Origin of the sequence: Micromonospora sp. WMMA1923 (assembly GCF_049179195.1) — a bacterium.
GTDB classification, from domain to species: Bacteria; Actinomycetota; Actinomycetes; order Mycobacteriales; family Micromonosporaceae; genus Micromonospora; species Micromonospora yangpuensis.
Genome location: NZ_JBMHLZ010000001.1, coordinates 1,534,383 through 1,558,438, shown reverse-complemented (window position 1 = coordinate 1,558,438; position 24,056 = coordinate 1,534,383). Strand labels below are relative to the sequence as shown.

Genomic DNA, 24,056 nt, shown 5'->3' with positions numbered 1-24,056 from the left:
GTAGCGCAGAAGGCATGGAACGTGGCAGCAGCAAACACGGACCCCGGCTCGACGAACAGCTGAGCCGGGAGGTCGAGGGCCTGGTCCAGGGGCCGGGCGCCGCCGGGTCCCGGGTCGACGAGTTCCGCCAGGCGGAGCCGGCCGGCGAGGACCAGCCGGAGCCCACCACGGCACCGGCGGGTGACCTGCGCAGCGGCTCCCCGCAGGGGATGACCTCCGGTGACGTCGAGGAGCGCAGCCGCCTCGGCCGGTTCATCGGGCTGTCCGCCCTGCCGGGTGACCGGGACACCCTGGTACGCAACGCCCGGGACAACGACGCCCCCGACGACATCGTGGCCGCGTTGGAAGGTCTGCCCGCTGGTACGACGTACCGGACGGTTTCCGAGGTCTGGGCCGCACTCGGCCACAAGAACGAGACGACGCGCTGGTGACCGGGTCACCCCCGACCCGCCGAGCGCACCCCCACGAGGAGGAGGAAGCCCGATGAGTGGCGTTACCGAGCACGTGGACGTGTCCGTACCGATCCGGACGGCGTACGACCAGTGGACCCAGTTCGAGGAGTTCCCCCACTTCATGGAGGGGGTCGAGGAGGTCCGGCAGATCGACGACAAGACGACCCACTGGCGGGTCGAGATCGCCGGGGTCAAGCGCGAGTTCGACGCCGAGATCACCGAGCAGCTGCCCGACGAGCGGGTCGCCTGGCGGTCGGTGGACGGTTCGCAGCAGGCCGGCGTGGTGACCTTCCACCGCCTCGACGAGAACAGCACCCGGGTCACCCTGCAGCTGGAGTTCGAGCCGCAGGGGGTCGTCGAGCAGGCCGGCGACAAGCTGGGCGTGGTGAAGCGCCGGGCCAAGGGCGACCTGGACCGGTTCAAGCAGTTCATCGAGCGACGCGGTCAGGAGACCGGCGCCTGGCGTGGCCAGGTCGACCGGCCGCAGCCCTGATCGCGGTACCGACCCGACGAGGGCCGCCGGCATCCCGCCGGCGGCCCTCGCGCGTCGGGGGTGCGGCGGGCCCGGCGACCGGCCCGATGGGCGACTGGCCGTCGGGCGCTGCGGTGTCGCCCCGATGCGGCCGGTTGCGGCTTTCCGGGCCGGCTACCGTCGTTTGCGACTTCCGGGGCCGGGTACCGCTGCGACATGACCGACAACGACAGCCACGCGTGGCGCGACGAGGACCGTACATCGCTGGAGGAGCTGGACCGGGCGATCGCCCGGTCTCCGGGCGACGGCCAGTCCGACGACGTGACCGGCAACGACGCGGGGGCGGAGGCCATGTTCGGCCATGGCCCCGAGGCGGTGGACCGGGGTGCCTCCCCGACCGGACGCGGCCGTGAGCTGACCGACGAGGAGCGCGCCTACCGTCCCTCCACCACCGGACGGACCGGCCCGGACAACATGTGACCGTCAGGCGGGGGCGGGCCGGCGTCGGGCCGCCACGTGCAGGGCGATCAGCCCGAGGGCGAGCACGAGCAGCGCCGGCCCCAGCGCCTCCACCGAGATCCGGCTGAGCAGGACGCCGATGCCGGCCGGCAGCAGGGCACCGCCCAGCCCGGCGGTGCCGATCTGCAGACCGATGGCCCGGTCCACGTGCACCGGGCCGACCCGGTCGACGGTGGTGAGGGTGAGCAGCGGGAAGACCGGGGCAGCCGCGAACCCGAGCACCGCCAGGCCGAGCACCGCGACCCAGGCCGGGGCGGGCAGCGCGATCAGTGCCGCGCCGGCCGCCATCGCGAGCAGGCTCCCCCGCAGGACCAGGGGCGCGCCCCACCGCTCCGCGACCACACCCTGCACCACCCGCCCGAGGAAGAGGCTCCCCCAGTACCCGGAGACGCAGAGGCCGGCCGCCGCCGCGCTCAGCCCGCGTCCCTCGGTCAGCAGCAGGAACGCCCAGAGCCCGGCACCCATCTCGATCGCCACGTAGACGGCGAAGGCCGACGCGCTGAGCCACACCGCCGGCAGCCGCACCGTGTGCCACACCGGGACCACGGCCGGAGCCGGCTTTTTCGTCCCGTCCCGGTCGTCCTGGCCGGCGGTGACCGGCACGGGGGCGAGCCAGGCCCGGACGGTGAGGGCGAAGGCCACCGCGAGGACGAGCTGCGCGGCGGCGACGATGCCGTAGCCCCAGCGCCAGCCCGGCCCGACGCTGACCGCGGCCGTCATGATCAGCGGCCCGATCGCCACCCCGAGGCCGAAGAAGGCGTGCAGCCAGTTCATGTGCCGGGGGCCGAACGCGCCGGCGGCGTACGCGTTGAGCCCCGAGTCGATCGCGCCCGAGCCCAGTCCGAGCAGGAACGCGCAGCCGACCATCAGGGTCAGCCCCGGTGACAGCGCGTACCCGGTGAGCGCCAGGCTCGCCAGCACGGTGCTGCCGGCCAGCAGCCGGCCGACGCCGAGCCGGGCCAGCGTGAACCCGGCGAGCACGCTGGAGCTGAGATAGCCGATGGTGCCGACGGTCAGCAGCACGCCGACGGCCTCGGTGGGCACGCCGAACTCGGTCCGGATCGACGGCCAGCCGACGCCGATCAGCCCGTCGGGCAGGCCGAGGCTGACGAAGGCGAGGTAGGCGAGCAGAAGAAGGGCGGGGCGGGGGCGGACCGGGGTGGAGTGGGACACGGTCTCCCATCCTGCCGCATCCGTTGGAACGACCGGAAGCGGGTTTCGACTCCCCCTAATCGGCAGTTTTCCGCGCCCGGACGGCCACAAGAACGGACAGCCCATCCAGAATCGGCCGATCGGGGGACGGCGTCATGGGCGTGGCGAGTAAGACTTTCGGGATGCATCAGGGCTCCGGATTTCTCACCCCTCGTCAGCGTCGGCTGGCCTGGCTCGGCTTCCTGCTCGCCGCCGTCCAGGCGCCGGTCTCGGCACGGTTCGCCACTGACGACTCGTGGCTGTTCAGCCTCTGCGTGGCGCTGATGGTGGCGACCGTCATCATCGCCGACGACGCCGGTCGGCGCCGTCGGCCGGCGCAGGCACGCTCGGGCGACTAGCCGTCGGGTCGCACGGCCGGGGTAGGGTCGGTGACCTGGCGGATGCCGTACCCACCGAGTGGCCGAGGGCGCCCCGGTGCCCGAGTGGTTAGCCTCGGTGCTCATGCGTCCGTCGAACGACCGGGTCAGCACCGGTACCGCCATCGGGTCGACCCGGTCCACCCTGACCGGTCTCGCCGCCTCCGTCGGTACCGTCGGGCTCACCGAGGCCGGTCTCCGGCCTGCCCTGCTGGCCGTGGTCGACCAGCACGCCGCGGCGATCCGGGACAGCCTCGACGGTGACCGGCAGCCGCTGACCCCGGCGGCCCTCGCCGGCTACGCCGAGGGGCTGCGCGACGCCGCGCGGGAGGCGGGCTGGTCGCCGTCGTCCGGCCCGGTCGACTGGGCCGAGCCGGACTGGCTGCTCACCCGCCTGCTCGCGGTCTGCGCGCTGGCCCGCTCCCTGCCGACGGCCCCGCTCCCACCCGCACCGGCCTGAGACCGCACGGACCACCGGCCGGTCGTCTGGTCGACGGCCGGGGGCGCCCGCGACGATCGCGGACGCCCCCGGTGCCGGGACCGCTGCGGTCAGCGGCGGAACTGCTGGGTTTCGTCGCCGACACCGGCCGAGCCGTAGCCCGGACCGCCCCGGGAGCCGGTCATCTGCTCCTCGGCCCGCCCGAAGGCCTGGGTCGGTTCCCCGGCCCGGTCGGCCATCTGCCGCTCGTAGTCGCTGCGGCCCATCGAGCGGCCCTGCCGGTGTTCCCGGACCGCCCGGGACTCCTCGGCGGCCCGGTCCAGCCAGCCGTCCCAGCGGCTCTGCATCGGCCGGACCAGACCACCACCGACCCCGACGATCAGGATGCCGGCGATCGTGGCCAGCACCGCGATCAGCACCGGCGTGGTCACCGTGGTGGCGATACCCACCTGGTTCAGCGCCGCGATCACGCCGAGGGCGAGGATGAAGATCGCGGTCACGTCGGCGAGCACCCGGCCGTACGACAGCCCGCCCAGCGCACCGCTGACCAGGTCCCGTACCGCGTTGGCGATGGCCGCGGCGATGACCACGATGACGATCGCCACGAACGCCCGGGGCAGCCAGGCGACCACCCCTCGGATCAGGTCCGAGATCGCGTTCGGCCCCCACACCCCGAAGGCGAACTGCAGGGTGAACAGCAGCACCGCGTAGTAGGCCAACCGCGCCAGGATGTCACTGGCGTCGTACCTGGTGCGTTCCAGTGCGCGGCGGATGCCGCCGCGTTCGACCGCCCGGTCGAACCCCACCCGTTCCAGTGCCGCGTCGACGATCTTGAGGACGGCTCGGGCGATGAGCCAACCCACCACGAGGATCACGATGAACGCGACGGCCCGCGGTACGAAGAGCAGCACCGACCTCCACATGTCGGCCAGGGCGTCACCAACGGCGTTCTGTCGCCCGACCGCGAGGCTTTCCTGCATGATGTCCCTCCTGTCGCATGAACTAGCGCCGGCCGCATACCCGGTCGCCGGGGCAGCACGCCGGAGAGGCTGATCCGTTTTTCCGGACATGGCCCGCCAGATCGACACCGACCAGGGCGAAGAGGTCGCAGGTCGCGTGCGGTAGCGCCGCGGCATCCATGATCGATAACAGCGGTGGGCGACTGGGGCTAGGCTGCGGTCATGCCAGGCATGGTCGGGCGAGTGCCCACTTCCGCAGCTGCCGTTCCGGGGGCCCGCAGCGCCCACGGCACGGCGTCGGCCATCCTCGGCCACCCGTGGGGCGGCACCGCGCTCGGTCCGCCGGACTCCTGGGACCCGGCGGTACGGGCCGTGGTGGACCTGGTGCTCTCCTCCCCGGTGCCGATGGCGCTGGCCTACGGCGACCAGTTGGTGCTGCTCTACAACGACGGCTACGCCGAGTTGATCGGCGACCGGCACCCGGCGGCGATCGGCCGTCCGGCCGCCGAGGTCTTCGTCGACGTGTGGCATCTGCCCGGGGTGGGCGACGTGCTGGAGCGCACCTACCGGCAGGGCGAGTCCGTGCTGGAGAAGGAGGCGGTCCTACCGGTCGACCGACGCGACGGCCATGCTGCCGAGCAGGCCACCTTCACCCGGGGGCACTCCCCGGTACGCGACAGCGCCGGCCGGGTCGTCGGCGTGTTGACGGTCGCCGCGCAGACCACCCAGGTGACCAACCACCTGGAGAGCCTGAGCGACTTCGCCGCCGCGCTCGCGGGCACGCTCACCCTCGACGACGTGGCCCGGGTCGCGCTGCGGTACGCCCTGGACGCTTTCGACGCCGACCGGGTGGCGTTCGCCGTGGACGACCCCGGTGGTTGGCGGACCGTCCGCCGGGTCCGTGGCGAGCTGCTCGACGAGGCCGACGAGCGGTTGCCGCCGTTGTGGCGACGGGTCTCCGGCGACTCCACCGCCCCCCTGGCGGTGACCGCGCGCAGCGGGGTGCCGATCTTCACCCCCGACGGTCAACCGATGCGCGAGCACGCGGTGGACCGGCACGACCAGAAGGTACGGGCCCTGGCCTCGGTGCCGCTGCGCAGCGCGGTGGTCCGGGGCGGGTTGGCCGTCGGCTACCACCAGGCGCATCCCTGGTCGGCGGCGGAGCGGGCGCTGTTGTCGGCCTCGGCGGAGCTGGTCGGTCAGGCCACCGAACGGGCCCGTCGGTTCGAGACCCAGCACGGCACCGCCCAACTGCTACAGCGCAGCATGCTGCCGGAGCACCTGCCGGACCTGCCCCGGCTGCGGATCGCCGCCCGCTACGATCCCGGCGTCGACGGCAACGCCGCCGGCGGTGACTTCTACGACGCGTTCCTGCTGCCCACGGGCGGGCTGGGCGTGGTCCTCGGCGACGTCGCCGGGCACGACGTACAGGCGGCGGCCCGGATGGGGCAGGTCCGCGCCGCGCTGCGCGCTCTGGCGCTGGCCGATCCGCGTCCGGACGCGGTGCTGACCGGCCTGGACCGGCTGGTCGCCAGCCTGGGTGCCGAGGCCGGCACCCACGAGCTCTTCGTGACCGTGGTCTTCGGTGTGATCGACGCCGACCGCCGGTCGATCACCCTGGCCAGCGCCGGACACCCCGCGCCGCTGCTGCGCCGCTCGCCCCCGGGACAGCCCCGCGCGGAGTACCTCGACCTGCCGACCGGGGCACCGTTGGGCCTCGGTTGCCGGCCCCGCACCGCCACCATGGCCTTCGCCCCCGGCGACACGCTGCTGCTGTTCAGCGACGGGGTGGTGGAACGACGTCAGCAGAGCCTCTCGGTGGGGCTGGCCCGCCTCGCCGACGTTGTCGCCGAGGCGACCAGCGGCGACCCCCGGGCACTCTGCGCCGTGGCCACGGCCGCCGTCGCGGGGGCCACCGAGGACGACGTGGCGGTGCTGGCCGTGGAGTACGCGGTGCGGCCCAGCCGCTCGGCCGCCATGGAGATGCCGGCGGAGCCCACCGCCCCGAGCCGGGTACGGCACTGGATGACCGAGCAGCTCACCGAGTGGCAGGTGCCGGAGACGATCGTCGGCGCGGCGGTGTTGTGCACCAGCGAGCTGACCACCAACGCGTTGCTGCACGCCGGGACGGCCGCCCGGGTGGAGATCGACCTGAGCGCCGAGCGGCTGCTGGTCTCGGTCTCCGACTCGGGCACCCGGGGCACGGTGACCCGGGCCCAGACCGACACGCTGAGCAGCCGGGGCCGGGGCCTCGGCCTGATCGAGCAGCTCAGCGACGCCTGGGGCACCGACCCGACGGTACGGGGCTCGACCGTCTGGTTCGAGATCCTCCTGCCGGCCGGCTAAACCACACCGGCGCGGCCGGAGTCACCCGACGGCGGTGAGCCGGTCGGCGAGGGCCCGGCCGAGGTCGCGGCCGGAGAGCCAGGCGCTCTGCACCCGGGGCCGACCGGAGAAGGCGTCGCCGGCCAGCCCGACGCCCTCGTCGTCGAGGTGGTACCCGGGGCCGTCGAGCCGTGGGCCGGCCACCGGTTTGGCGTAGGTCCACCGGTGCACGTGGACCTGCTCGGCGGCTCCGGTGAGGCCGAGCAGTTCCGCCGTGGCCCGGGCGACGGCCGGCCCGGCCGCCTCGGGCCCGCTCAGGTGTGCGGCGGCGAAGTCGCTGGTGGTGTGCGCGACCAGCACCGGTGCCTGGTCACCGCGCCGGTCACCGTCGTCGCAGACCAGCGTGAGCACCGGATGGTCGTTGACGAACGCGCCGTGGAAGTCCGGCCAGCACCGGGCCGGATAGCGCAGGACCACCGCGAGCACCGGCGCGAACCGTTGCCCCCGGGCGACCCGGCCGGCTTCGGTCAGCGCCGGGTCGAGCAGCCGCGCCGCCTGCGGACCCGGCATGGCCAGGGCCACCGCGCGATGCCGGTGACCGTCGACCGTCGGCCCCGGTCCGACCGCCCCGACCGGTCGTTCGAGGGTCACCGGCAACTCCCCCGCCGCCTGGGCGACCAGGGACCGCAGCCCACCGGGCGCCGCCCAGCGGGTCGGCCCGCGCACCTCCCGCCGGCCGTCGGGTCCGTAGGCGAGGAAGGTGTCGGTCCACTCCCGGGCCAGTCCGGCCGCCTGCCAGCGTCGCACCACCACGGCGAAGTCGGGGTCGTCGACGGTGAAGTAGGCGGCGCCGAGGTCCACCGGCCGGTCGTCGAGGCGTCGGCTCGCCATCCGGCCGCCGGGCACCCGGGCCCGGTCCCGGACCTCCACGGGTACGCCCGCCCGGAGCAGTTCGGCCGCGCACGCCGTTCCGGCGATGCCCGCCCCGACCACCACCACACCCGCCCGCTCCGCCGTCACCCGGTGATCGTATGCGGTGGTGCGCCCCGCCGCCGGGGTCCGCCCGGGCCACCGGATCCGGCCGAGGTCTTCACATGTCCGCAACCGGCCCGTAGTTTTGACCTCGCGGGCGTGGGAGCGCTTCCAAGGGCGAACGTCGATGTCACTCGAACGAGGAGCACTGATGAGGAGAAAGTCAGGGCTGGTCGCGGCCGTCGCGTCCAGCGCCGTCGCCGTGCTGGCGACCGCCGGTGCGGTCGCGCTCGGCCAACCGGCGGCGGCCGCCGCCGACTCCGCCTTCTACGTCGACCCGCAGACCGGCGCCGCCACCTGGGTGGCGCAGAACCCCAACGACCCCCGCGCGGCGGTGATCCGCGACCGGATCGCCAACGTGCCGCAGGCCCGCTGGTACACCACTACCAACACCAGCACGGTACGGTCCCAGGTGGACGCCTTCGTCGGCGCGGCAGCGGCCGCCGGCAAGATCCCGATCATGGTGGTCTACAACATCCCCAACCGCGACTGCAGCGGGGCCAGCAGCGGCGGCGCGCCCAACCACAACGCGTACCGGCAGTGGGTGGACCAGGTCGCGGCGGGCCTGGCCGGCCGACCGGCGACCATCGTGCTGGAACCGGACGTGCTGCCGCTGATGACCAGCTGCCAGACGCCCGCCCAGCAGACCGAGACCCGAGCGTCGATGGCGTACGCGGGCAAGAAGCTCAAGGCCGGCTCGGGCCAGGCGAAGGTCTACTTCGACGCCGGCCACTCGGCCTGGCTGACCCATTCGGAGGCCGCCAACCGGCTCAACGGCGCCGACATCGCCAACAGCGCCGACGGCATCTCGGTGAACGTGTCGAACTACCGCACCACCGCCGAGGCGGTCTCCTGGGCCAGGCAGGTCATCGCGGCGACCGGGGTGAACCGGCTCAAGGCCGTCATCGACACCAGCCGCAACGGCAACGGGCCGGCCGGCTCCGAGTGGTGCGACCCGCCGGGCCGGGCGATCGGCACGCCGAGCACCACCGCCACCGGCGACTCGGCGATCGACGCGTTCCTCTGGATCAAGCTGCCCGGCGAGTCCGACGGCTGCATCGGGCCGGCCGGCCAGTTCGTCCCGCAGCGGGCGTACGACCTGGCCGTCGCCGCCGGCCCGGTCACCACGCCGCCGACGACGCCCCCGACCACGCCACCCACGACGCCGCCGACGACTCCCCCGACCACCCCGCCGGCGGCGGGTGGGTGCGCGGTGACCTGGACGCCCAACTCGTGGAACGGCGGGTTCACCGCCGAACTGCGGGTGACCAACCGGTCCGCCGCGATCAACGGCTGGACGCTCGCCTTCGACGTCGCCGCCGGGGTCCAGTTGACCAGCGGCTGGAACGGTGAGTGGAGCCAGTCGGGCAACCGGATCACCGCCCGCAACGTGGCCTGGAACGGGAGCCTGCCCACCGGCGGCACCGTCTCCATCGGCTTCCAGGGCAACCAGTCCGGTGCCAACGTGCCCATTCCGAGCAGCTTCACCCTCAACGGCAGCACCTGCGGCTGACCGTCGGCCCCCTGTCGTCGCGGTCGCGACGACAGGGGGCCGCCCTCAGGCGCCCTGACCCTGGTTCTGCATCAGCCCGCCGTCCATGAAGTACGTCGAGCCGGTGACGTAGTCGGCGTCGTCGCTGGCCAGGAAGACCGCCAACCTACCGATCTCCTGCGGCTGCGCGGCCCGCTTCCACGGGATGCTCTGCACCTGCTCGTCCAGGTACTTCGGGTTGTCGATGGCCTCCTGGTTGAACGGGGTCAGCACCATCCCGGGACCGATGTTGTTCACGTTCAGGTGCATCGGGGCGACCTCCAGGGCCAGGCTCTTGGCGAACTCGAGCATCGCACCCTTGCTGGAGTCGTAGTCCGCACCACCGGCCCGGGCCACCTCCTGGTGCACCGAGGTGATGTTGATGATCTTGCCCCGGCCGCCCTGGTCCCGGCGGTGCCGTACGAACCGCCGCGAGCAGAAGAACGTGCCGTACAGGTTGGTCCGGATGGCCCGGTCCCAGGTCTCGGTGTCCAGGTCGGCCACCTGGATGCCGGAGGCGTCCACCCCGGCGTCGTTCATCAGGATGTCCAGGCTGCCGAAGGAGTCCAACGCCTCGTCGAACATCGCCTCCACCTGAGCCTCGTCGCTGATGTCACCCTGGATCACCGTGGCCCGCCGGCCGGCGGCCTCCACCTGCTGCCGGGTGTGGTTGGCACCGTCGTGGTCGTGCAGGTAGTGCACCACCACGTCGGCGCCCTCCCGGCCGAACTCGATCGCCGTCGCCTGCCCGATCCCCGAGTCCGAACCGGTGATCAGCGCGGTCCGTCCGTCCAGTCGTCCGGTCATCGGCGTGCTCCTTCCCTCCGACCCGCACCGACCGGCACGGGTTGTTCGTCCGCCTCGGTCAGTCGGCCCGCGGCGTTGATCAGCCCGATGTGGCTGAACGCCTGCGGGAAGTTGCCGAGCTGTTCCGAGGTGACCTGGTCGATCTGTTCGGCGAAGAGGCCCAGGTCGTTGGTGCGGGCGGCCAACTGCTCGAAGAGCCGGCCGGCCCGGTCCCGCTGACCGGCCAGCGCCAGGCAGCCCACCAGCCAGAACGAGCAGATGACGAAGCCGGCCGGATCGCCGTCGAAGCGTCGGAGCAAGCCGTCGTGGGACAGTCGCCGCTCGATCACCTCGATGGTGGAGAGCATCCGGTCGTCGTCGGCGGGCAGGAAACCCACCAGCGGCATGAGCAGCACCGAGGCATCCAGCTCAGCGGAGTCGAAGGCCCCGGTGTACGCGCCGAGCGGCGCGTGCCACCCCCGGGTCAGCACCGCGTCGCGAACCTCGTCGCGCGCCGCCGCCCAGCCCGCGACCTCACCGGCGTCGCCGAGCCGGGGACCGAAACGTACCGCCCGGTCCAGCGCCGTCCAGCACTGCACCTTCGAGGACACGTAGTGCCGGTTGGCGTCGCGCGCCTCCCACATGCCGGCGTCCGGCTCCCGCCAGGCCCGGGTCGCCTGGTCGGCCAGTGCCCGCAGCAGTTGCCGTACCTCGGGCTCCATCGGGTCCAGGTAGTGCCGCATCAACCAGGCCGCGTCGAGCACCTCACCGAGTACGTCGGTCTGCCGCTGCCGCCACGCGTCGTTGCCGACGAGGACGGGCTGGCTGTCGGCGTACCCGCGCAGGTGGTCCAGCCGGTGTTCGGTGAGGTCGCGTTCGCCCTGGACGCCGTACATGATGGGCACCGGTTCGTCGCCGATGCGGCCCATCGCCCGGGCGACCCAGGAGAACTGCCGGTTGGCCTCGTCCGGGCAGGCGGCCCGCCAGAGCGCCTGCAGGGTGAGGCTGAAGTCGCGGACCCAGACGAAGCGGTAGTCGTAGTTGCGGTCCCCGCCGAGCTGCTCCGGCAGGCTGGTCGTGGCGGCGGCCACCACCGCGCCGCTGGGCTGGTACGTCATTCCCTGCACCACCATCGCGCTGCGCCGGACCTGGTCACGGTAGCGCCCACGGTAGTCGTGCAGCCCGGCCCACGACCGCCAGCCGGCCGTCGCGTTCGCGACCACCTGCCCGGCGTCCGGCATGGGGGGCGGCCCACCGTCGTAGGTGGGCGCGTAGCCGAGGCTGAACCGGTACCGCTGTCCGGCCGAGACGGTGAACTCGGCGGTGGCCTCCCCCTCGCCGCAGGTCATCGGCACCTCGCCACGCAGCGTCAGGCGGGCCGCCCCCGCGGTGGCGTCGATCCGGGCGACGCCCACCGCACCGGCGACGTGCCGGTCCACGCCCTCGTCCCGGCCGACCAGGTAGGCGGTGACCCGGCCGTACTCGAAGCGGGGCCGGTAGTGCAGCCGCATCGGCACCTCACCGGAGAGCCCCTCGACGACCCGGGCGAGCACTCCCGGCGAGCGTAGGCCGATCTCGTGTCCACGTACGTCCGGCGCGAGCGCCAACGCGTCGGTCACCGCGACCGCCCCGTGCCGGGTGGTGAAGACGGTACGCAGCACGAGCGTGTCGTCGAGGTAGGACCGGTCCACGCTGAAGGCGTCGACCGGCCGGATCGACCAGTGACCGGCGTCGTCGTCCAGGATCCGCCCGAAGACCGACGGGGCGTCGAAGCGCTCCGGGCACCACCAGTTCACCGACCCGGCCCGGTCCACCAGGGCCGCGCTGCGGCCGTCGGCCAGGAAGCCGTGTTCGCTGATTCGTCCGCTGTCCACGTGCGTGGCTACCCGGGCCGCCGGGGCAGCATTCCCCGGTCGGGGGCCGACATCCGACCCCGGCCCCGGGTTACCCCGTCGGGCCGGGCGGGAAGGCGACGCGGGACCGAAGGAGGTTGCTCATGACCAGTGGCCCGACAACCAGAACGGCCTGGCAGCCCGGCGGCACCAACCTTCCGTCCGGGCCGGCGGGCTGGCCCAGCGCGCCCAGTGGGAACGGGCACGGACCCGACGTCGGCGCACCGGCGGTGACGATCGGTTCGTACCCGGACTATCCGTCCGCCCAACGGGTGGTGGACTTCCTGGCGGACAATCGGTTCCCGGTGGAGCACACCGCCATCGTCGGGACGAACCTCACCCTGGTGGAGACGGTGCTCGGGCGGCTGAACACCGGCCGGGCGGCGTTGATCGGCGCCGGTACCGGCGCCTGGTTCGGTCTCTTCATCGGCCTGCTCTTCGGGATCTTCACGGTCGGCAACTGGCTGGCGGTGATCCTGGTCGGGCTGGTGATCGGGGCGATCTGGGGCGCGGTGTTCGGCGCGGTGGCGCACGCGATGTCCGGTGGGCAGCGCGACTTCACCTCGGCCAGTTCACTGCGTGCCGGTCAGTACGCGGTCACCGTCGACGCGCAGGTTGCCGACCAGGCCCGGCAGTTGCTGGGCCGGCTGCACCAGCAGCCCACCGGCTGACCCGCGCCCGACCGGCCGGCGGACCTCGGATGTCCCGGGGTCCGCCGGCACCTTTCAAAGTGCAAGAAAGCTTCCCCGTCATCTTCCCGTGGCCCAGCTCACGCTCACGGCAGCGGGGTTGTCAAAATTTGAAAGAGTGCTACTGTAGCCCACATGACCGAGAGCCTGGACAGTGCGCGGATGGCCGCGTGGCGCGCCTACATCGAGGCGAGCCAGCGACTCTCCACCCAGTTGGAGGAGGATCTGCGCGCCGACAGCGGGTTGAGCTTCGCCGACTACCACGTGCTGGTGCTGCTCTCCGAGGCACCCGGGCAACGCCTGCGGATGGGTGACCTGGCCAGCCGGCTGGTCTTCTCACCCAGCCGGTTGACGTACCAGATCTCCACCATGTCCCGGCGCGGCCTGGTGGCCCGGCAGTCCTGCGCCGAGGACGGTCGGGGCAGTGAGGCGGTGCTCACCGCCGCCGGTCTGCTCACCCTGCGCGAGGCCGCCCCGCACCACCTGGCCTCGGTCCGGCACCACCTGATGGACGACCTCGACGACGCCGAGATCGCCTGCCTCACCCGGGTCTTCACCCGACTCGGCAACCGCCTGCGCGCCGCCCGCGACGCGTCGACCACCACACGTCAGGAGTGATCACGATGCCCGCTGTCACCGTCGACGACGTCCTCGTCCTGCCCCGGCTGCCCCGCCTCGACGAGGCCACCGACTACCGGCCGGTCACCCGGCTGATCACCGCGCCCAGCGGCTACGAGGGCGAGGGCTTCCCGGTCCGCCGGGCCTTCGCCGGCGTGCCCATGCACGAGCTGGACCCCTTCATCCATCTGGACCAGATGGGCGAGGTGGACTACGCCCCTGGTGAGCCCAAGGGCACCTCCTGGCACCCGCACCGCGGGTTCGAGACGGTCACCTACATCATCGACGGCGTCTTCGACCACCAGGACTCCCACGGTGGCGGCGGCACCATCACCAACGGCGACACCCAGTGGATGACCGCCGGCAGCGGCCTGCTGCACATCGAGGCGCCGCCGGAGCACCTGGTCACCAGCGGGGGCCTCTTCCACGGCCTCCAGCTCTGGGTCAACCTGCCCCGGGTGGCCAAGATGAGCCAACCGAAGTACCAGGACATCCGGGGCCGGGAGTCCGCACTGCTCACCACGCCGGACGGGGGCGCGCTGATCCGGGTGATCGCCGGGGAGATCGCCGGGCACCGGGGGCCGGGCTCGACGCACACCCCGATCACCATCACCCACGTCACCCTCCAGCCCGGCGCGCAGCTGGACCTGCCCTGGCGCGCCGACTTCAACGCGCTGGTCTACGTGCTGGGCGGTCGGGGCACCGTCGGCACCGACCGTCGTCCGGTGCACACCGGACAGTTGGCGGTACACGGCCCAGGCGACGCACTACGGGTCACCGCGGACGACCGGCAGGACGGCAACACCCCGGCGCTGGACCTGTACATCATGGGCGGTCAGCCGATCCGGGAGCCGGTGGCACACTACGGGCCATTCGTGATGAACACCCGTGCGGAGCTGATCCAGGCCGTCGAGGACTTCCAGGCCGGAAAGCTCGGCGTGGTGCCCGCCGAGCGGTTGCCGCACACCGGCGGCCAGGGTTCCCGCCCCTGACCTGCCGATCTGCGTGGGCGGGCGGCCCGGATCCCCGGGGCGCCCGCCGGCTGGGGTCAGGAGACGGCGAAGATCCCGGCCACCCCGAGGATCACCATCAGCAGCACCGCCACCAGGGCGCCGCCCTCGCTCTCCACCGCCTGCTCGGGCTCCTCGGTCACCGCCGTCGTCGGGTTGGGAGTGGTTTCCATGGGCATGGTGGGGCCTCCTCGGTTGTCGCGTCGGGTGGCCGCCGACGGGCGGGCACGATCAGGCGCAGACGCCGGTCAGCGTGCGGGCCCACGGCGGGGGTCCTACCGTGAGGACGGTGTCGACCTCTGGAGGCTGGAACGTGCCGACGCAGGACTGGTTTCTCACTGCTGCCGAACGCGCCAACCCGGCCTCTGGGTTACCCGTCTGGAGCAGCGGAAACCTGGCCGAGCCGCTGATTCACGGCGCGGCGTACTTCGATCGCCTGGCCCGTGCGGTCGACGCGATGACCGCCGGTGACCACCTCTTCTTCACCGACTGGCGGGGCGACCCGGACCAGCGGCTACGCCCGGACGGCCCGACGGTGGCCCAGGTGTTCGCCCGGGCCGCCCAGCGCCAGGTGGTGGTCAAGGGCCTGATCTGGCGTTCGCACCTGGACGTCCTGGCCTACAGCCACCACGAGAACCGCAGCCTCAGCGAGACGGTCTCGGCCGCCGGTGGGGAGGTACTGCTCGACCAGCGGGTCCGCCGCGGCGGGTCGCACCACCAGAAACTGGTGGTGCTGCGCCATCCGAACGCCCCGGAACGGGACATCGCGTTCGCCGGTGGGATAGACCTCTGCCACAGCCGGCGGGACGACGCGGAGCACCACGGCGACCCACAGGCGATCCGGATGTCGCCCCGTTACGGCGACCGTCCCCCGTGGCACGACGTGCAGTTGGCGATCCGGGGGCCGGCGGTCGGCGCGCTGGACACCGCTTTCCGGGAGCGGTGGACCGACCCGATGCCGCTGGACTCGGAGAACCCGATGGCCTATCTACGGGACCGGCTGCGCGGGGCGGACCTGCGCCCCGACCCGCTGCCCGACCAGCCGGCCGACCCGCCGCCCTGCGGCCCGCACCAGGTCCAGGTGCTGCGCACCTATCCGGCGGTGCGCCCCCGGTACTCCTTCGCCCCCGACGGGGAACGCACCGTGGCCCGGGGCTACACCAAGGCCGTCCGCCGGGCCCGCAGGCTGATCTACCTGGAGGACCAGTACCTCTGGTCCACCGAGGTGGCCGACCTGTTCGCCAACGCCCTGCGGGACAATCCGAGGCTGCACCTGGTGGCGGTGGTCCCCCGCCATCCGGACGTGGACGGCCGGCTGGCGTTGCCGCCGAACATGGTGGGGCGCGAGCAGGCGCTGGCGCTGTGCGAGAAGGCCGCCCCGGACCGGGTGCACGTCTTCGACGTGGAGAACCACGAGGGGACCCCGGTCTACGTGCACGCGAAGGTCTGCGTGGTCGACGACGTCTGGGCCAGCGTGGGCAGTGACAACTTCAACCGCCGATCCTGGACCCACGACAGCGAGTTGTCCTGTGCCGTGCTCGACGACACCCGGGACACCCGCAGTCCTCACGATCCGGCCGGGCGGGGTGACGGAGCCCGGACCTTCGCCCGTGACCTGCGGCTGCGGTTGTGGCGCGAGCACCTGGACCGGGACCCGGACGGCGCCGACGACGCCGACCTGCTGGCCCCGGAGCGCGCGGTGCGGGCGATCAGCGAGGCCGCCGAGGCCCTGCAACGGTGGTACGACGGCGGGCGGGTCGGACCCCGTCCACCCGGCCGGCTGCGGCCACACCGCCCGCGGCGACTGCCCTGGCACACCCGGGCCTGGGCGCTGCCCGCCTACCGGTTGTTCTACGACCCGGATGGCCGTCCGCTCCGGGCTCGACTCGCCGGAACCTGGTGACCATCCGAAGCCAAACGCCCGATATGACCGCTTAGTGAGTTGAAATCACTTAAGTACATCAGCCTTTCGGCTGGATTTCACGGGCCCGATCAGGCTAAGGTTGCTCCCGAACGGACATCTCAAGTTAAACCAAACGCGTCACGTCTTTATCCGCGGACGAGGTGCAGGGAGGACCACCATGACCGCGCCAACGATTCACGAGCAGGCCACGAGAGCCACCGCGACCCGGCCGGAGAAGCTGGACCCCCGGTCGCTCACCGACAGCGCCAGCGACCTGCTGAACGCCATGGCCGCGCTGCCGGCGGGCCACCCGTCCCGGACGTCCCTGCGGGACCGGGCCATCGAGGCCTGGCTGCCGCTGGCAAACCACCTCGCCCACCGCTACAGCGGGCGTGGCGAGCCGACCGACGACCTGGCCCAGACCGCCGCCGTGGGGCTGATCAAGGCCATCGACAAGTTCGACCCCACCCGTGGTGTCGACTTCGCCGGCTACGCGATCCCCACCATCATCGGCGAGCTCAAGCGGCACTTCCGGGACCGCACCTGGGACATCCGGGTCCCCCGCCGCCTGCAGGAGCTGCGCCTGGCGATCTCCGACGCCAACAGCCAGCTGCTGCAGACCCTGGGCCGCTCGCCGACGGTCGCCGACATCGCCGCCCACCTCAAGCTCACCGAGGAAGAGGTCCTGGAAGGCCTGGAGGGTGCCCGCGCCTACAACGCGGTGTCGCTCTCCACCCCGACCGGTGACGGTGACCGGGCGACCGAGCTGGGCGACATGCTCGGCGGCGAGGACGGCGAGTTCGAGCTGGCCGAGCTGCGGGTCGCCCTCGGCCCGGCGCTGGCCACCCTCGACGAGCGCGAGCAGAAGATCCTCACCCTGCGCTTCTACGGCAACCTCACCCAGTCGCAGATCGCCGGCCAGATCGGCGTCTCGCAGATGCACGTGTCCCGGCTGCTGGCCCGGGCGCTTACCAAGCTGCGTGGGCAGCTCGACGGCACCTACTGACACAGGTTCGACGGTGGGCCGGGTCAACGGAGACCCGGCCCACCGTCGTGTCCCACGACCAGTCGGCCCACCGTCGTGTCTCGTCAGGTCGGGTCCCGCCACATGGGGTAGAGGGTCGGCCCCTGCGGCACGTCCAGGGTGGTGGCGGTCCGGCGGAAGCCGTACCGGTGGTAGAGGTTCGTGCTGCGCAGGGTGCTCGCCTCCAGGTAGGCGGCGGTGCCGGTCGCGTCGAGCTGGGCGAGCTGGTGCTCCAGCAGTGCCGCGCCGGCGCCGGCACCCTGACGGTCCGGGCGCACCCCGATGAACGGCAGGTAGCTGTGCGGCCGGGTCGGATGGTCGGCGGCCATCAGGGCGTCCAGCACCGCGAACCGCTTGGCGTGCTCCGGGCCGATCGCCGCCGCCAGCACGGCGGACAACTCGTCGTCGCCGGACTCACCGTCGCCCGGTGCGCCCCCGTCCGCCGGACCAGCGCCGGCTGGTCCACCGGACGGGGTGGGGTGACCCTCGAACGGCAGCCAGAGGGCGACCCCGCTGCCGTCGTCGGTCAGGTGCAGCTCACCGTCGGCGAGCGCCAGTTCGGCGAAGGGCCGGAAGAAGGCCGGATGCAGCCGCGCACGGGCGGCGTCGTCGGGGAAGATCCACCGGCTGACCGGGTCCGGCAGGAAGGCCTCCGCCAAGATCCGGGTGGCCTGTTCGACGTCGGCGACCGAGGTGGCCGGCCGGACGGCAGCAACTGAACGGGACATCGTCGTCTTGCTCCAAACACCAGGGGGACGGACGCGGGGCCGTGCGGGCCGGCTGTCGGGCCGGCCCGCACGGGCTCACCGCCGGGCGGGGTACGGGTGCGCCGGCGCGGGGGTCGGGTGCAGGCTGGGCTCGGGCAGCCCCTCCTCGATCGCGCCACGACCGATTCCGGCGTACACCTCGGGGTGGTTGGCCCGCAGCACGGCCCCCCAGGCCAGCCCGACGGCGGCGGCCAGCAGCACGATTGCCGGCAGCAGCCAGCGCAGCGCGGGCGGCGTGTCCGGGGTGAGCAACGCGTCGAAGTTCACCACCAGGACGACCAGGATCAGCAGCAGCGAAACGGTGGCCGCCACCGGTGCTACGACCCGCTGCCAGGCGGTCTCCGGGCCGGAACGCCGACTACGGAAGTAGCCGACCACCGCGGCGGAGGTCAGCGTCATCAGCAGCACCACGCCGACCGCGGACACCCCACTGAACCAGGTGAACAGGTCGATGATCGGGTCCCGTCCGGCCCAGGCGAAGGCCAACACCACCACCACGGCCAGCACGCTCTGGGTGAGCGAACCGCTGACCGGCGCGCCGGTACGCCGGCCGGCGCGCCCCAGGAAGGCCGGCAGCACCCGCTCCCGGCCCAACGCGAACAGGTACCGCGCCACGCCGTTGTGGAACGACAGCAGCGCGGCCAGTACCGAGGTGATGAACAGGACGTTGGCGATGTCGGCGACCGTCGTGCCGGCGTGCTCGGCCAGCGCACCGAAGATCACTCCCGGTCCCGCCTCGGCGGAGGCGGCCTGGGCGTTCTGCGGGCCGGTGGAGACGGTAAGCGCCCAGGCCGAGAAGGCGTAGAAGAGGCCGGTGAAGGCGACGGTGATGTAGGTGGCCCGGGCCACCGTGGTCCGCGGGTCCTTCACCTCCTCGCTGTAGATCGCGCCGGACTCGAAGCCGGTGAACGAGGCGATGCCCAGTGCCAGCACGGCGCCGAGTCCCGCGGCGAAGAGGTTGCCGGGTGCCAGCCCGTCCAGGGTGATGCTGCCGCCGGCCGGGTTGCCCAGGGCGACCACGTCGAAGATGACGACCGCGACGCACTCCAGCACCAGCAGGATCGCCAGCACGGTGGCGTTCAGGTCGACCTGCAGCAGGCCCAGCACGCCGACCACCGCCCAGGAGACGAGGGCCCAGACCCACCAGTCCAACTCGACGGAGAACTTCGTCGCCATGAAGTCGCCGAAGATCGCCCCGAAGAGTCCGTAGAGCCCGATCTGAATGGCGTTGTAGGCGGCCAGGGCGATGAACGAGCCGGCCACTCCGGCGGAGCGCCCGATTCCGTTGGCGATGTACGCGTAGAAGGCGCCGGCGTTGGCGACGTACTTGCTCATCGCCGCGTAACCGACCGCGAAAAGCCCCAGGACGACGGCGAGCAGAAGGTAGGAAAGGGCCGCCCCGACGTTTCCACTGACGGCGTACATGGTGGTGACCCCACCACCGAGAACGGTCAGTGGCGCGGATGCCGCGACGGTGAAGAAGACGAGGTGTGCTGTTCCCAACCGGCCGCGACGCAGGCCGCTGTCCAAGGGGAACTCGTCGGCAGACATGGATTGGCTCCAAGATGGGGGCAGGGATGATCCACGGACTGGAACCATCGAAGAGTAGGGCTGTTTTCAGCCCCTCACAAGATGTTCGTCCACTGTGGTTCATTCCGTCCGGACGAACCGGAAGCTAGGACAACTCGGTCATTCCCTACTCGTTTCGTCACTTTGGATCAACATGGTTGAACCTTCAGTGATCTTGCCGTACGATCCGATGTCGGCTGCTGCACCCGTATGCCCATTCCCTCGGAAGGCTGAGGATGACCAATGCCAATTACGGCCCGTCCGTAATGCGCCTGGCCGATGAACTCTTCCTTATCGGGCACGACGACTTCACCGGCAAGCCCCTGGCGGCGGCGAAAGTTCTCGACACCGCGCTGGCCGGCGCGGCCCTCGCCGAACTCATTCTCGACGGGCGACTGTCCATCGAGAACGCCGCGGTGGTCGCCCTGGACAACCAACCCCGTCAGGAACCGCTGACCGACCTCGTGCTCGGCGAGATTCTCCGGCGGGGCAGCGGACACTCGACCCGGCTCTGGTTGGCATTCATCCGCGACGAGATGCAGATTCGGGAACGGGTGGGCACCCGGTTGGTCAGTGGCGGGTGGGTACGCCGGGAGGAGAGCCGGGGTCTGAGCCTGCGGATGTCCGTACGCTGGCCCGGGGTCAACCCCAACCAGGTGGCCGCCCCCCGGGTACGACTGGCGGCCAGCCTCCAGCAGGACCACCGCCCGTTGGACACCACCACCGCGACGCTGGCCGCGTTGACCCGGGCCGGCAACCTGGTCAAGGTGCTGACGCTGGTGGACCGGTCGGTGTCCGACCGGATCGACGCGGGTCGGCAGCACCTGCCGATGGTGCTGCAGTCACTGCTCAGCGCGGTCGACTCCGCGGTGGCCAGCACCGCCGTGCAGGTACGCCGCTGACCCGGCTCACGCCTCGTCGACCACGTCGGCCACGACGACGGTGACGTTGTCTGGCCCACCGGCCCGCAGGGCCAGGTCGATAAGCGTCCCGGCGCACTCGGTGCGGTCGGGATGCCCGGCCAGCACCTCGGCCAGGGTGTCCGGGCGCACCACGTTGGACAGACCGTCGCTGCACAGCAGCCAGCGGTCACCGGCCCAGGGCACCATGGTCGCGTAGGTGGGCGAGACCTCGTCGCCCTGCAACGCCTGGGTCACCACGGCCCGACGGGGGTGACTGCTGGCCTGGTCGGCGGTGATCACACCCTGCTCGACGAGCATCTGCACGAAGGTGTCGTCGCGGGTGATCTGCTTGAGCACCCCCTCCCGGAACAGGTACGCCCGCGAGTCGCCGATGTGCGCCAGCGCGAGGCAGCTGCCGGTACGGGCGAAGAGCAGGGCGGTCAGGGTGGTGCCCATGCCCCGCCGGTCGGAGTCCTCGTCGACCGCCTGCCGGATTCGCCGGGTCGCCAGGTCGATGCCGCTCTGCAGGGCGGCCACCAGCGCGTCCTCGGGTGTCTCCAGGTCCAACGGCCCGACCGCCTCGATGGCGATGGTGCTGGCGAGATCACCGGCGGCCATCCCGCCCATGCCGTCGGCGACGGCGACGAGCCAGGATCCGGCGTGGTGGGCGTCCTGGTTTCCGCTGCGGATCAGCCCACGGTCGCTCGCCCCCACGGAACGCAGCTTCAGGGTCATGGGAGGAAGCCTGCCAGGCGAAGGGCGTAGTTGTCTCTAGGAGATCACGACGACCCGGCGTGGCGCGGCGAATCTCACTGACCGACGGACCGGTTCGGGCAGGTCGGGGAAGAAATCAAGCTGCGTCAATTGACACGCCCGTCACCTGCTGGAAATATCGATCCATCGCCTGGGAGCGCTCCCAGGCGATCTCCCCCACCTTGCCACCCCCGGAAGGAACCCACGTGACGTCACTGAGACGCCGCAGCGGCCGGCTCGCGCTGCTGGCCGCCGCGAGCACACTGGCCCTCACCGGCACCACCGCCGGCGTGGCCGGCGCCGAAGTCCCACCGGACGCCCCCGAACAGGTCCGCAACGGCGACTTCGGCGAAGGGGTCAGCCCCTGGTTCTCCTTCGGCACCGGCGCGCTGCAGGTGACCGACGGGAAACTCTGCACCACGGTACCCGGTGGCCTGGCCAACCCCTGGGACGCCGGAATCGGCCAGGAGGGCATCCCGCTGATCGCCGGCGCCGAGTACACCCTCGGCTTCGACGCCACCGCCGACCCGGGCACCGCCATCAAGGCGGTGCTGCAGCTCGGTGGGCCGCCGTACACCTCGTACGCCACGGTGGACGCCACCGCCGGCAACTCCGGCGAGCGGGTCGAACAGACCTTCACCGTCCCGGAGGGCAACCCCTCCGCCCAACTGATCTTCCAGATCGGCGGCAGCGCCGCGGCGCAGACCTTCTGCCTGGACAACGTCTCGCTGCGCGGCGGCGAGGCGCCCGAGCCGTACGAGCCGGACACCGGCCCCCGGGTCCGGGTCAACCAGGTCGGCTACCTGCCGGGCGGCCCGAAGAACGCCACCATCGTCACCGCGGCCACCGAGGCGCTGCCCTGGCAGCTCACCTCCGCGACCGGCGCGGTGCTGGCCAGCGGCCGGAGCACCCCGCGCGGGGTCGACGAGGCCTCCGGGCAGAACGTGCACAGCGTCGACTTCTCCGCCTACCGCACCGCCGGGACCGGGCTGACACTGGTCGCCGACGGCGAGACCAGCCACCCGTTCGACATCTCCGGCACCGTCTACGACCAGCTGCGCTCCGACTCGTTGCAGTTCTTCTACGCCCAGCGCAGCGGCATCGAGATCGACGGCGACCTGATCGGCGAGGAGTACGCCCGGCCCGCCGGGCACCTGGGCGTCGCCCCCAACCAGGGTGACGTCGACGTGCCCTGCCAGGCCAGGGTCTGCGACTACCGGCTGGACGTGCGGGGTGGCTGGTACGACGCCGGCGACCACGGCAAGTACGTGGTCAACGGCGGCCTGGCCACGTACCAGCTGCTGAACACCTTCGAGCGCACCAAGACCGCGGCCACCGCCGACGGCGGGGCGGCGCTCGGCGACAACACCCTGCGGGTGCCCGAGCGGGGCAACGGCACGCCGGACATCCTCGACGAGGCCCGCTGGGAGCTGGAGTTCCTGCTGCGCATGCAGGTGCCCACCGGCAAGCCGCTGGCCGGGATGGTGCACCACAAGATCCACGACCGGAACTGGACCGGCCTGCCGCTGGACCCGGCCGACGATCCGGAGCCCCGGGAGCTGCACCCGCCGTCGACCGCGGCCACGCTGAACATGGCCGCCACCGCCGCCCAGTGCGCCCGGCTCTTCGCCCCCTACGACGCGGCGTTCGCCACCCGCTGCGGCACCGCGGCCAGGACCGCCTACGCGGCGGCCAAGGCCAACCCCGCCCGGTACGCCAGCCCCGCCGACTCCACCGGCGGCGGCGCGTACGACGACAGCGTCGTCACCGACGAGTTCTACTGGGCGGCGGCCGAGCTGTACCTCACCACCGGCGAGCAGAAGTACCTGACCGACCTGACCGCCTCGCCGCACCACACCGCAGACGTCTTCGACGCGCGCGGCTTCAGCTGGCAGGGCGTCGCGGCCCTCGGCCGGCTCGACCTGGCCACCGTGCCCAGTGGCCTGCCGGCCGCCGAGCGCACCCGGATCCGCGCCTCGGTCACCGGGGCCGCCGACGAGTACCTGGCCGAGATCGCCGACCAGGCGTACGGGCTGCCGATGCCGGGCGATGCGAACAGCTACTTCTGGGGCGCCAACGGCAACATCATCAACAACGCGGTGGTGCTGGCCACCGCCTTCGACCTGACCGGTGACGCGAAGTACCGCGACGGCGCGGTGCAGGCGATGGACTACCTCCTCGGCCGCAACGCGCTCAACATCTCCTACGTCACCGGCTGGGGCGAGCACCACGCCAAGAACCAGCACAGCCGGATGTTCGGCAACCAGTCCGACCCGTCCCTGCCGAACCCGCCCGCCGGTTCGCTCGCCGGTGGCGCCAACGCCGCCCTGCAGGACCCGTTCGTCGCCGCGCTGCTGCCCGGCTGCGAGCCGATGTTCTGCTACGTCGACGACATCGCCTCGTACTCCACGAACGAGGTGGCGATCAACTGGAACTCGGCGCTGGCCTGGATCGCCTCCTTCCTCGCCGACCAGGACGACGCCCCGGCGCCGGCCCGCTCCACCTGCACCGCCGAGTACGTCAACTACGGCACCTGGGCCGGCGGTGGCGGCTTCACCAGCCAGGTGACCATCCGCAACACCGGCACCAGCACGGTCGACGGCTGGACCGCCCGGTTCGCCTTCACCGGTGACCAGAAGCTGCGCGAGGCCTGGCTGGCCAGGGCGAGCCAGAGCGGGGCCACGCTGAGCGCGAAGAACGAGTCGTACAACGCCCGGATCGCCCCCGGCGGCACGGTGACGTTCGGGTTCAACGCCACCACCGGCGGCGGCGCCAACCCCGCACCGGGTCTGATCACCCTGAACGGCAAGGCCTGTTCCTGACCTCCCACCGGCACCACCGAGCAC

At 72.2% G+C, this 24,056-nt stretch carries 23 protein-coding genes; 14 read left to right on the top strand and 9 right to left on the bottom strand.

Annotated elements, in window-relative coordinates:
• Positions 1 to 14 precede the first annotated feature (14 nt).
• From ACN28G_RS07030 to ACN28G_RS07020, 3 genes are all read left to right on the top strand, one after another.
• Positions 15 to 431: a DUF2795 domain-containing protein gene (locus ACN28G_RS07030; protein WP_091436385.1), complete on the top strand. Its 417-nt coding sequence runs from the start codon at positions 15 to 17 to the stop codon at positions 429 to 431.
• 52 nt (positions 432 to 483) lie between these two features.
• Complete coding sequence (locus ACN28G_RS07025) at positions 484 to 945, top strand: SRPBCC family protein (RefSeq protein WP_091436383.1); 462 nt, start codon at positions 484 to 486, stop codon at positions 943 to 945.
• Between the two features lie 195 nt (positions 946 to 1,140).
• Entirely contained in the window at positions 1,141 to 1,404 is a 264-nt protein-coding gene (locus ACN28G_RS07020; RefSeq protein ID WP_091436381.1) for a hypothetical protein, read from the top strand.
• Positions 1,405 to 1,407: 3 nt separating this feature from the next.
• Here ACN28G_RS07020 and ACN28G_RS07015 read toward each other — a convergent pair whose 3' ends face one another.
• Positions 1,408 to 2,616, bottom strand: coding sequence for an MFS transporter (locus ACN28G_RS07015; protein ID WP_421478728.1), 1,209 nt, complete (start codon positions 2,614 to 2,616; stop codon positions 1,408 to 1,410).
• Positions 2,617 to 2,777: 161 nt separating this feature from the next.
• Between ACN28G_RS07015 and ACN28G_RS07010 the strand changes: the two genes are divergently transcribed.
• Positions 2,778 to 2,993 (top strand): hypothetical protein, encoded by a 216-nt coding sequence (locus tag ACN28G_RS07010; protein ID WP_091436377.1) that lies wholly within the window; start codon positions 2,778 to 2,780, stop codon positions 2,991 to 2,993.
• 103 nt (positions 2,994 to 3,096) lie between these two features.
• Positions 3,097 to 3,471, top strand: a complete 375-nt coding sequence (locus tag ACN28G_RS07005) for a DUF6401 family natural product biosynthesis protein (RefSeq protein ID WP_421478727.1) — start codon at positions 3,097 to 3,099, stop codon at positions 3,469 to 3,471.
• An 89-nt stretch (positions 3,472 to 3,560) separates the two neighbouring features.
• Here ACN28G_RS07005 and ACN28G_RS07000 read toward each other — a convergent pair whose 3' ends face one another.
• Complete coding sequence (locus ACN28G_RS07000; RefSeq protein ID WP_091436375.1) at positions 3,561 to 4,430, bottom strand: mechanosensitive ion channel family protein; 870 nt, start codon at positions 4,428 to 4,430, stop codon at positions 3,561 to 3,563.
• A gap of 201 nt (positions 4,431 to 4,631) precedes the next feature.
• Between ACN28G_RS07000 and ACN28G_RS06995 the strand changes: the two genes are divergently transcribed.
• Positions 4,632 to 6,755: a SpoIIE family protein phosphatase gene (locus tag ACN28G_RS06995; protein WP_421478726.1), complete on the top strand. Its 2,124-nt coding sequence runs from the start codon at positions 4,632 to 4,634 to the stop codon at positions 6,753 to 6,755.
• Positions 6,756 to 6,776: 21 nt separating this feature from the next.
• On the opposite strand, the gene ACN28G_RS06990 is transcribed toward ACN28G_RS06995, so the two are convergent.
• Positions 6,777 to 7,733 carry an NAD(P)/FAD-dependent oxidoreductase gene (locus ACN28G_RS06990; protein WP_421480874.1) on the bottom strand — a complete coding sequence of 319 codons (957 nt, stop codon included), beginning with the start codon at positions 7,731 to 7,733 and terminating at the stop codon, positions 6,777 to 6,779.
• 184 nt (positions 7,734 to 7,917) lie between these two features.
• Between ACN28G_RS06990 and ACN28G_RS06985 the strand changes: the two genes are divergently transcribed.
• A complete protein-coding gene (locus tag ACN28G_RS06985; RefSeq protein ID WP_421478725.1) occupies positions 7,918 to 9,279 on the top strand; it encodes a glycoside hydrolase family 6 protein in 1,362 nt (453 codons plus the stop codon).
• A 45-nt stretch (positions 9,280 to 9,324) separates the two neighbouring features.
• Here the strand turns inward: ACN28G_RS06985 and ACN28G_RS06980 are convergent, their stop codons facing one another.
• Together ACN28G_RS06980 and ACN28G_RS06975 are read right to left on the bottom strand one after the other, a co-directional pair.
• Positions 9,325 to 10,104: a glucose 1-dehydrogenase gene (locus ACN28G_RS06980; protein WP_091436367.1), complete on the bottom strand. Its 780-nt coding sequence runs from the start codon at positions 10,102 to 10,104 to the stop codon at positions 9,325 to 9,327.
• On the bottom strand, positions 10,101 to 11,957 hold the full coding sequence (locus ACN28G_RS06975) for a glycoside hydrolase family 15 protein (RefSeq protein ID WP_421478724.1): 1,857 nt from the start codon (positions 11,955 to 11,957) through the stop codon (positions 10,101 to 10,103). Before ACN28G_RS06975 ends, ACN28G_RS06980 begins: the two co-directional genes overlap by 4 nt.
• 122 nt (positions 11,958 to 12,079) lie before the next feature.
• Here ACN28G_RS06975 and ACN28G_RS06970 point away from each other — a divergent pair, with 122 nt between their 5' ends.
• From ACN28G_RS06970 to ACN28G_RS06960, 3 genes are all read left to right on the top strand, one after another.
• Positions 12,080 to 12,646 carry a general stress protein gene (locus ACN28G_RS06970; protein WP_421478723.1) on the top strand — a complete coding sequence of 189 codons (567 nt, stop codon included), beginning with the start codon at positions 12,080 to 12,082 and terminating at the stop codon, positions 12,644 to 12,646.
• A 153-nt stretch (positions 12,647 to 12,799) separates the two neighbouring features.
• Entirely contained in the window at positions 12,800 to 13,282 is a 483-nt protein-coding gene (locus ACN28G_RS06965) for a MarR family winged helix-turn-helix transcriptional regulator (RefSeq protein WP_421478722.1), read from the top strand.
• 5 nt (positions 13,283 to 13,287) lie between these two features.
• The gene (locus ACN28G_RS06960) at positions 13,288 to 14,274 is read left to right on the top strand and encodes a pirin family protein (RefSeq protein ID WP_091446250.1); all 987 of its coding nucleotides are present in this window, start codon (positions 13,288 to 13,290) and stop codon (positions 14,272 to 14,274) included.
• Between the two features lie 56 nt (positions 14,275 to 14,330).
• Here the strand turns inward: ACN28G_RS06960 and ACN28G_RS06955 are convergent, their stop codons facing one another.
• Complete coding sequence (locus ACN28G_RS06955; RefSeq protein ID WP_189021538.1) at positions 14,331 to 14,471, bottom strand: hypothetical protein; 141 nt, start codon at positions 14,469 to 14,471, stop codon at positions 14,331 to 14,333.
• A 134-nt stretch (positions 14,472 to 14,605) separates the two neighbouring features.
• Between ACN28G_RS06955 and ACN28G_RS06950 the strand changes: the two genes are divergently transcribed.
• Both ACN28G_RS06950 and ACN28G_RS06945 read left to right on the top strand, forming a co-directional pair.
• Positions 14,606 to 16,195, top strand: a complete 1,590-nt coding sequence (locus tag ACN28G_RS06950) for a phospholipase D family protein (protein WP_421480873.1) — start codon at positions 14,606 to 14,608, stop codon at positions 16,193 to 16,195.
• A gap of 178 nt (positions 16,196 to 16,373) precedes the next feature.
• Positions 16,374 to 17,201, top strand: a complete 828-nt coding sequence (locus ACN28G_RS06945) for a SigB/SigF/SigG family RNA polymerase sigma factor (protein ID WP_091436355.1) — start codon at positions 16,374 to 16,376, stop codon at positions 17,199 to 17,201.
• 83 nt (positions 17,202 to 17,284) lie between these two features.
• On the opposite strand, the gene ACN28G_RS06940 is transcribed toward ACN28G_RS06945, so the two are convergent.
• Both ACN28G_RS06940 and ACN28G_RS06935 read right to left on the bottom strand, forming a co-directional pair.
• Positions 17,285 to 17,947 (bottom strand): GNAT family N-acetyltransferase, encoded by a 663-nt coding sequence (locus ACN28G_RS06940; RefSeq protein ID WP_091436351.1) that lies wholly within the window; start codon positions 17,945 to 17,947, stop codon positions 17,285 to 17,287.
• A gap of 75 nt (positions 17,948 to 18,022) precedes the next feature.
• Positions 18,023 to 19,537, bottom strand: coding sequence for an APC family permease (locus tag ACN28G_RS06935; protein ID WP_091436347.1), 1,515 nt, complete (start codon positions 19,535 to 19,537; stop codon positions 18,023 to 18,025).
• Positions 19,538 to 19,791: 254 nt separating this feature from the next.
• Between ACN28G_RS06935 and ACN28G_RS06930 the strand changes: the two genes are divergently transcribed.
• A complete protein-coding gene (locus ACN28G_RS06930) occupies positions 19,792 to 20,457 on the top strand; it encodes a GOLPH3/VPS74 family protein (RefSeq protein ID WP_091436345.1) in 666 nt (221 codons plus the stop codon).
• 6 nt (positions 20,458 to 20,463) lie between these two features.
• Here the strand turns inward: ACN28G_RS06930 and ACN28G_RS06925 are convergent, their stop codons facing one another.
• A complete protein-coding gene (locus tag ACN28G_RS06925; RefSeq protein WP_091436343.1) occupies positions 20,464 to 21,192 on the bottom strand; it encodes a PP2C family protein-serine/threonine phosphatase in 729 nt (242 codons plus the stop codon).
• Between the two features lie 224 nt (positions 21,193 to 21,416).
• On the opposite strand from ACN28G_RS06925, the gene ACN28G_RS06920 reads away from it, so the two are divergent.
• Positions 21,417 to 24,032, top strand: a complete 2,616-nt coding sequence (locus ACN28G_RS06920; RefSeq protein ID WP_421478721.1) for a glycoside hydrolase family 9 protein — start codon at positions 21,417 to 21,419, stop codon at positions 24,030 to 24,032.
• The last annotated feature ends 24 nt before the right edge of the window (positions 24,033 to 24,056 follow it).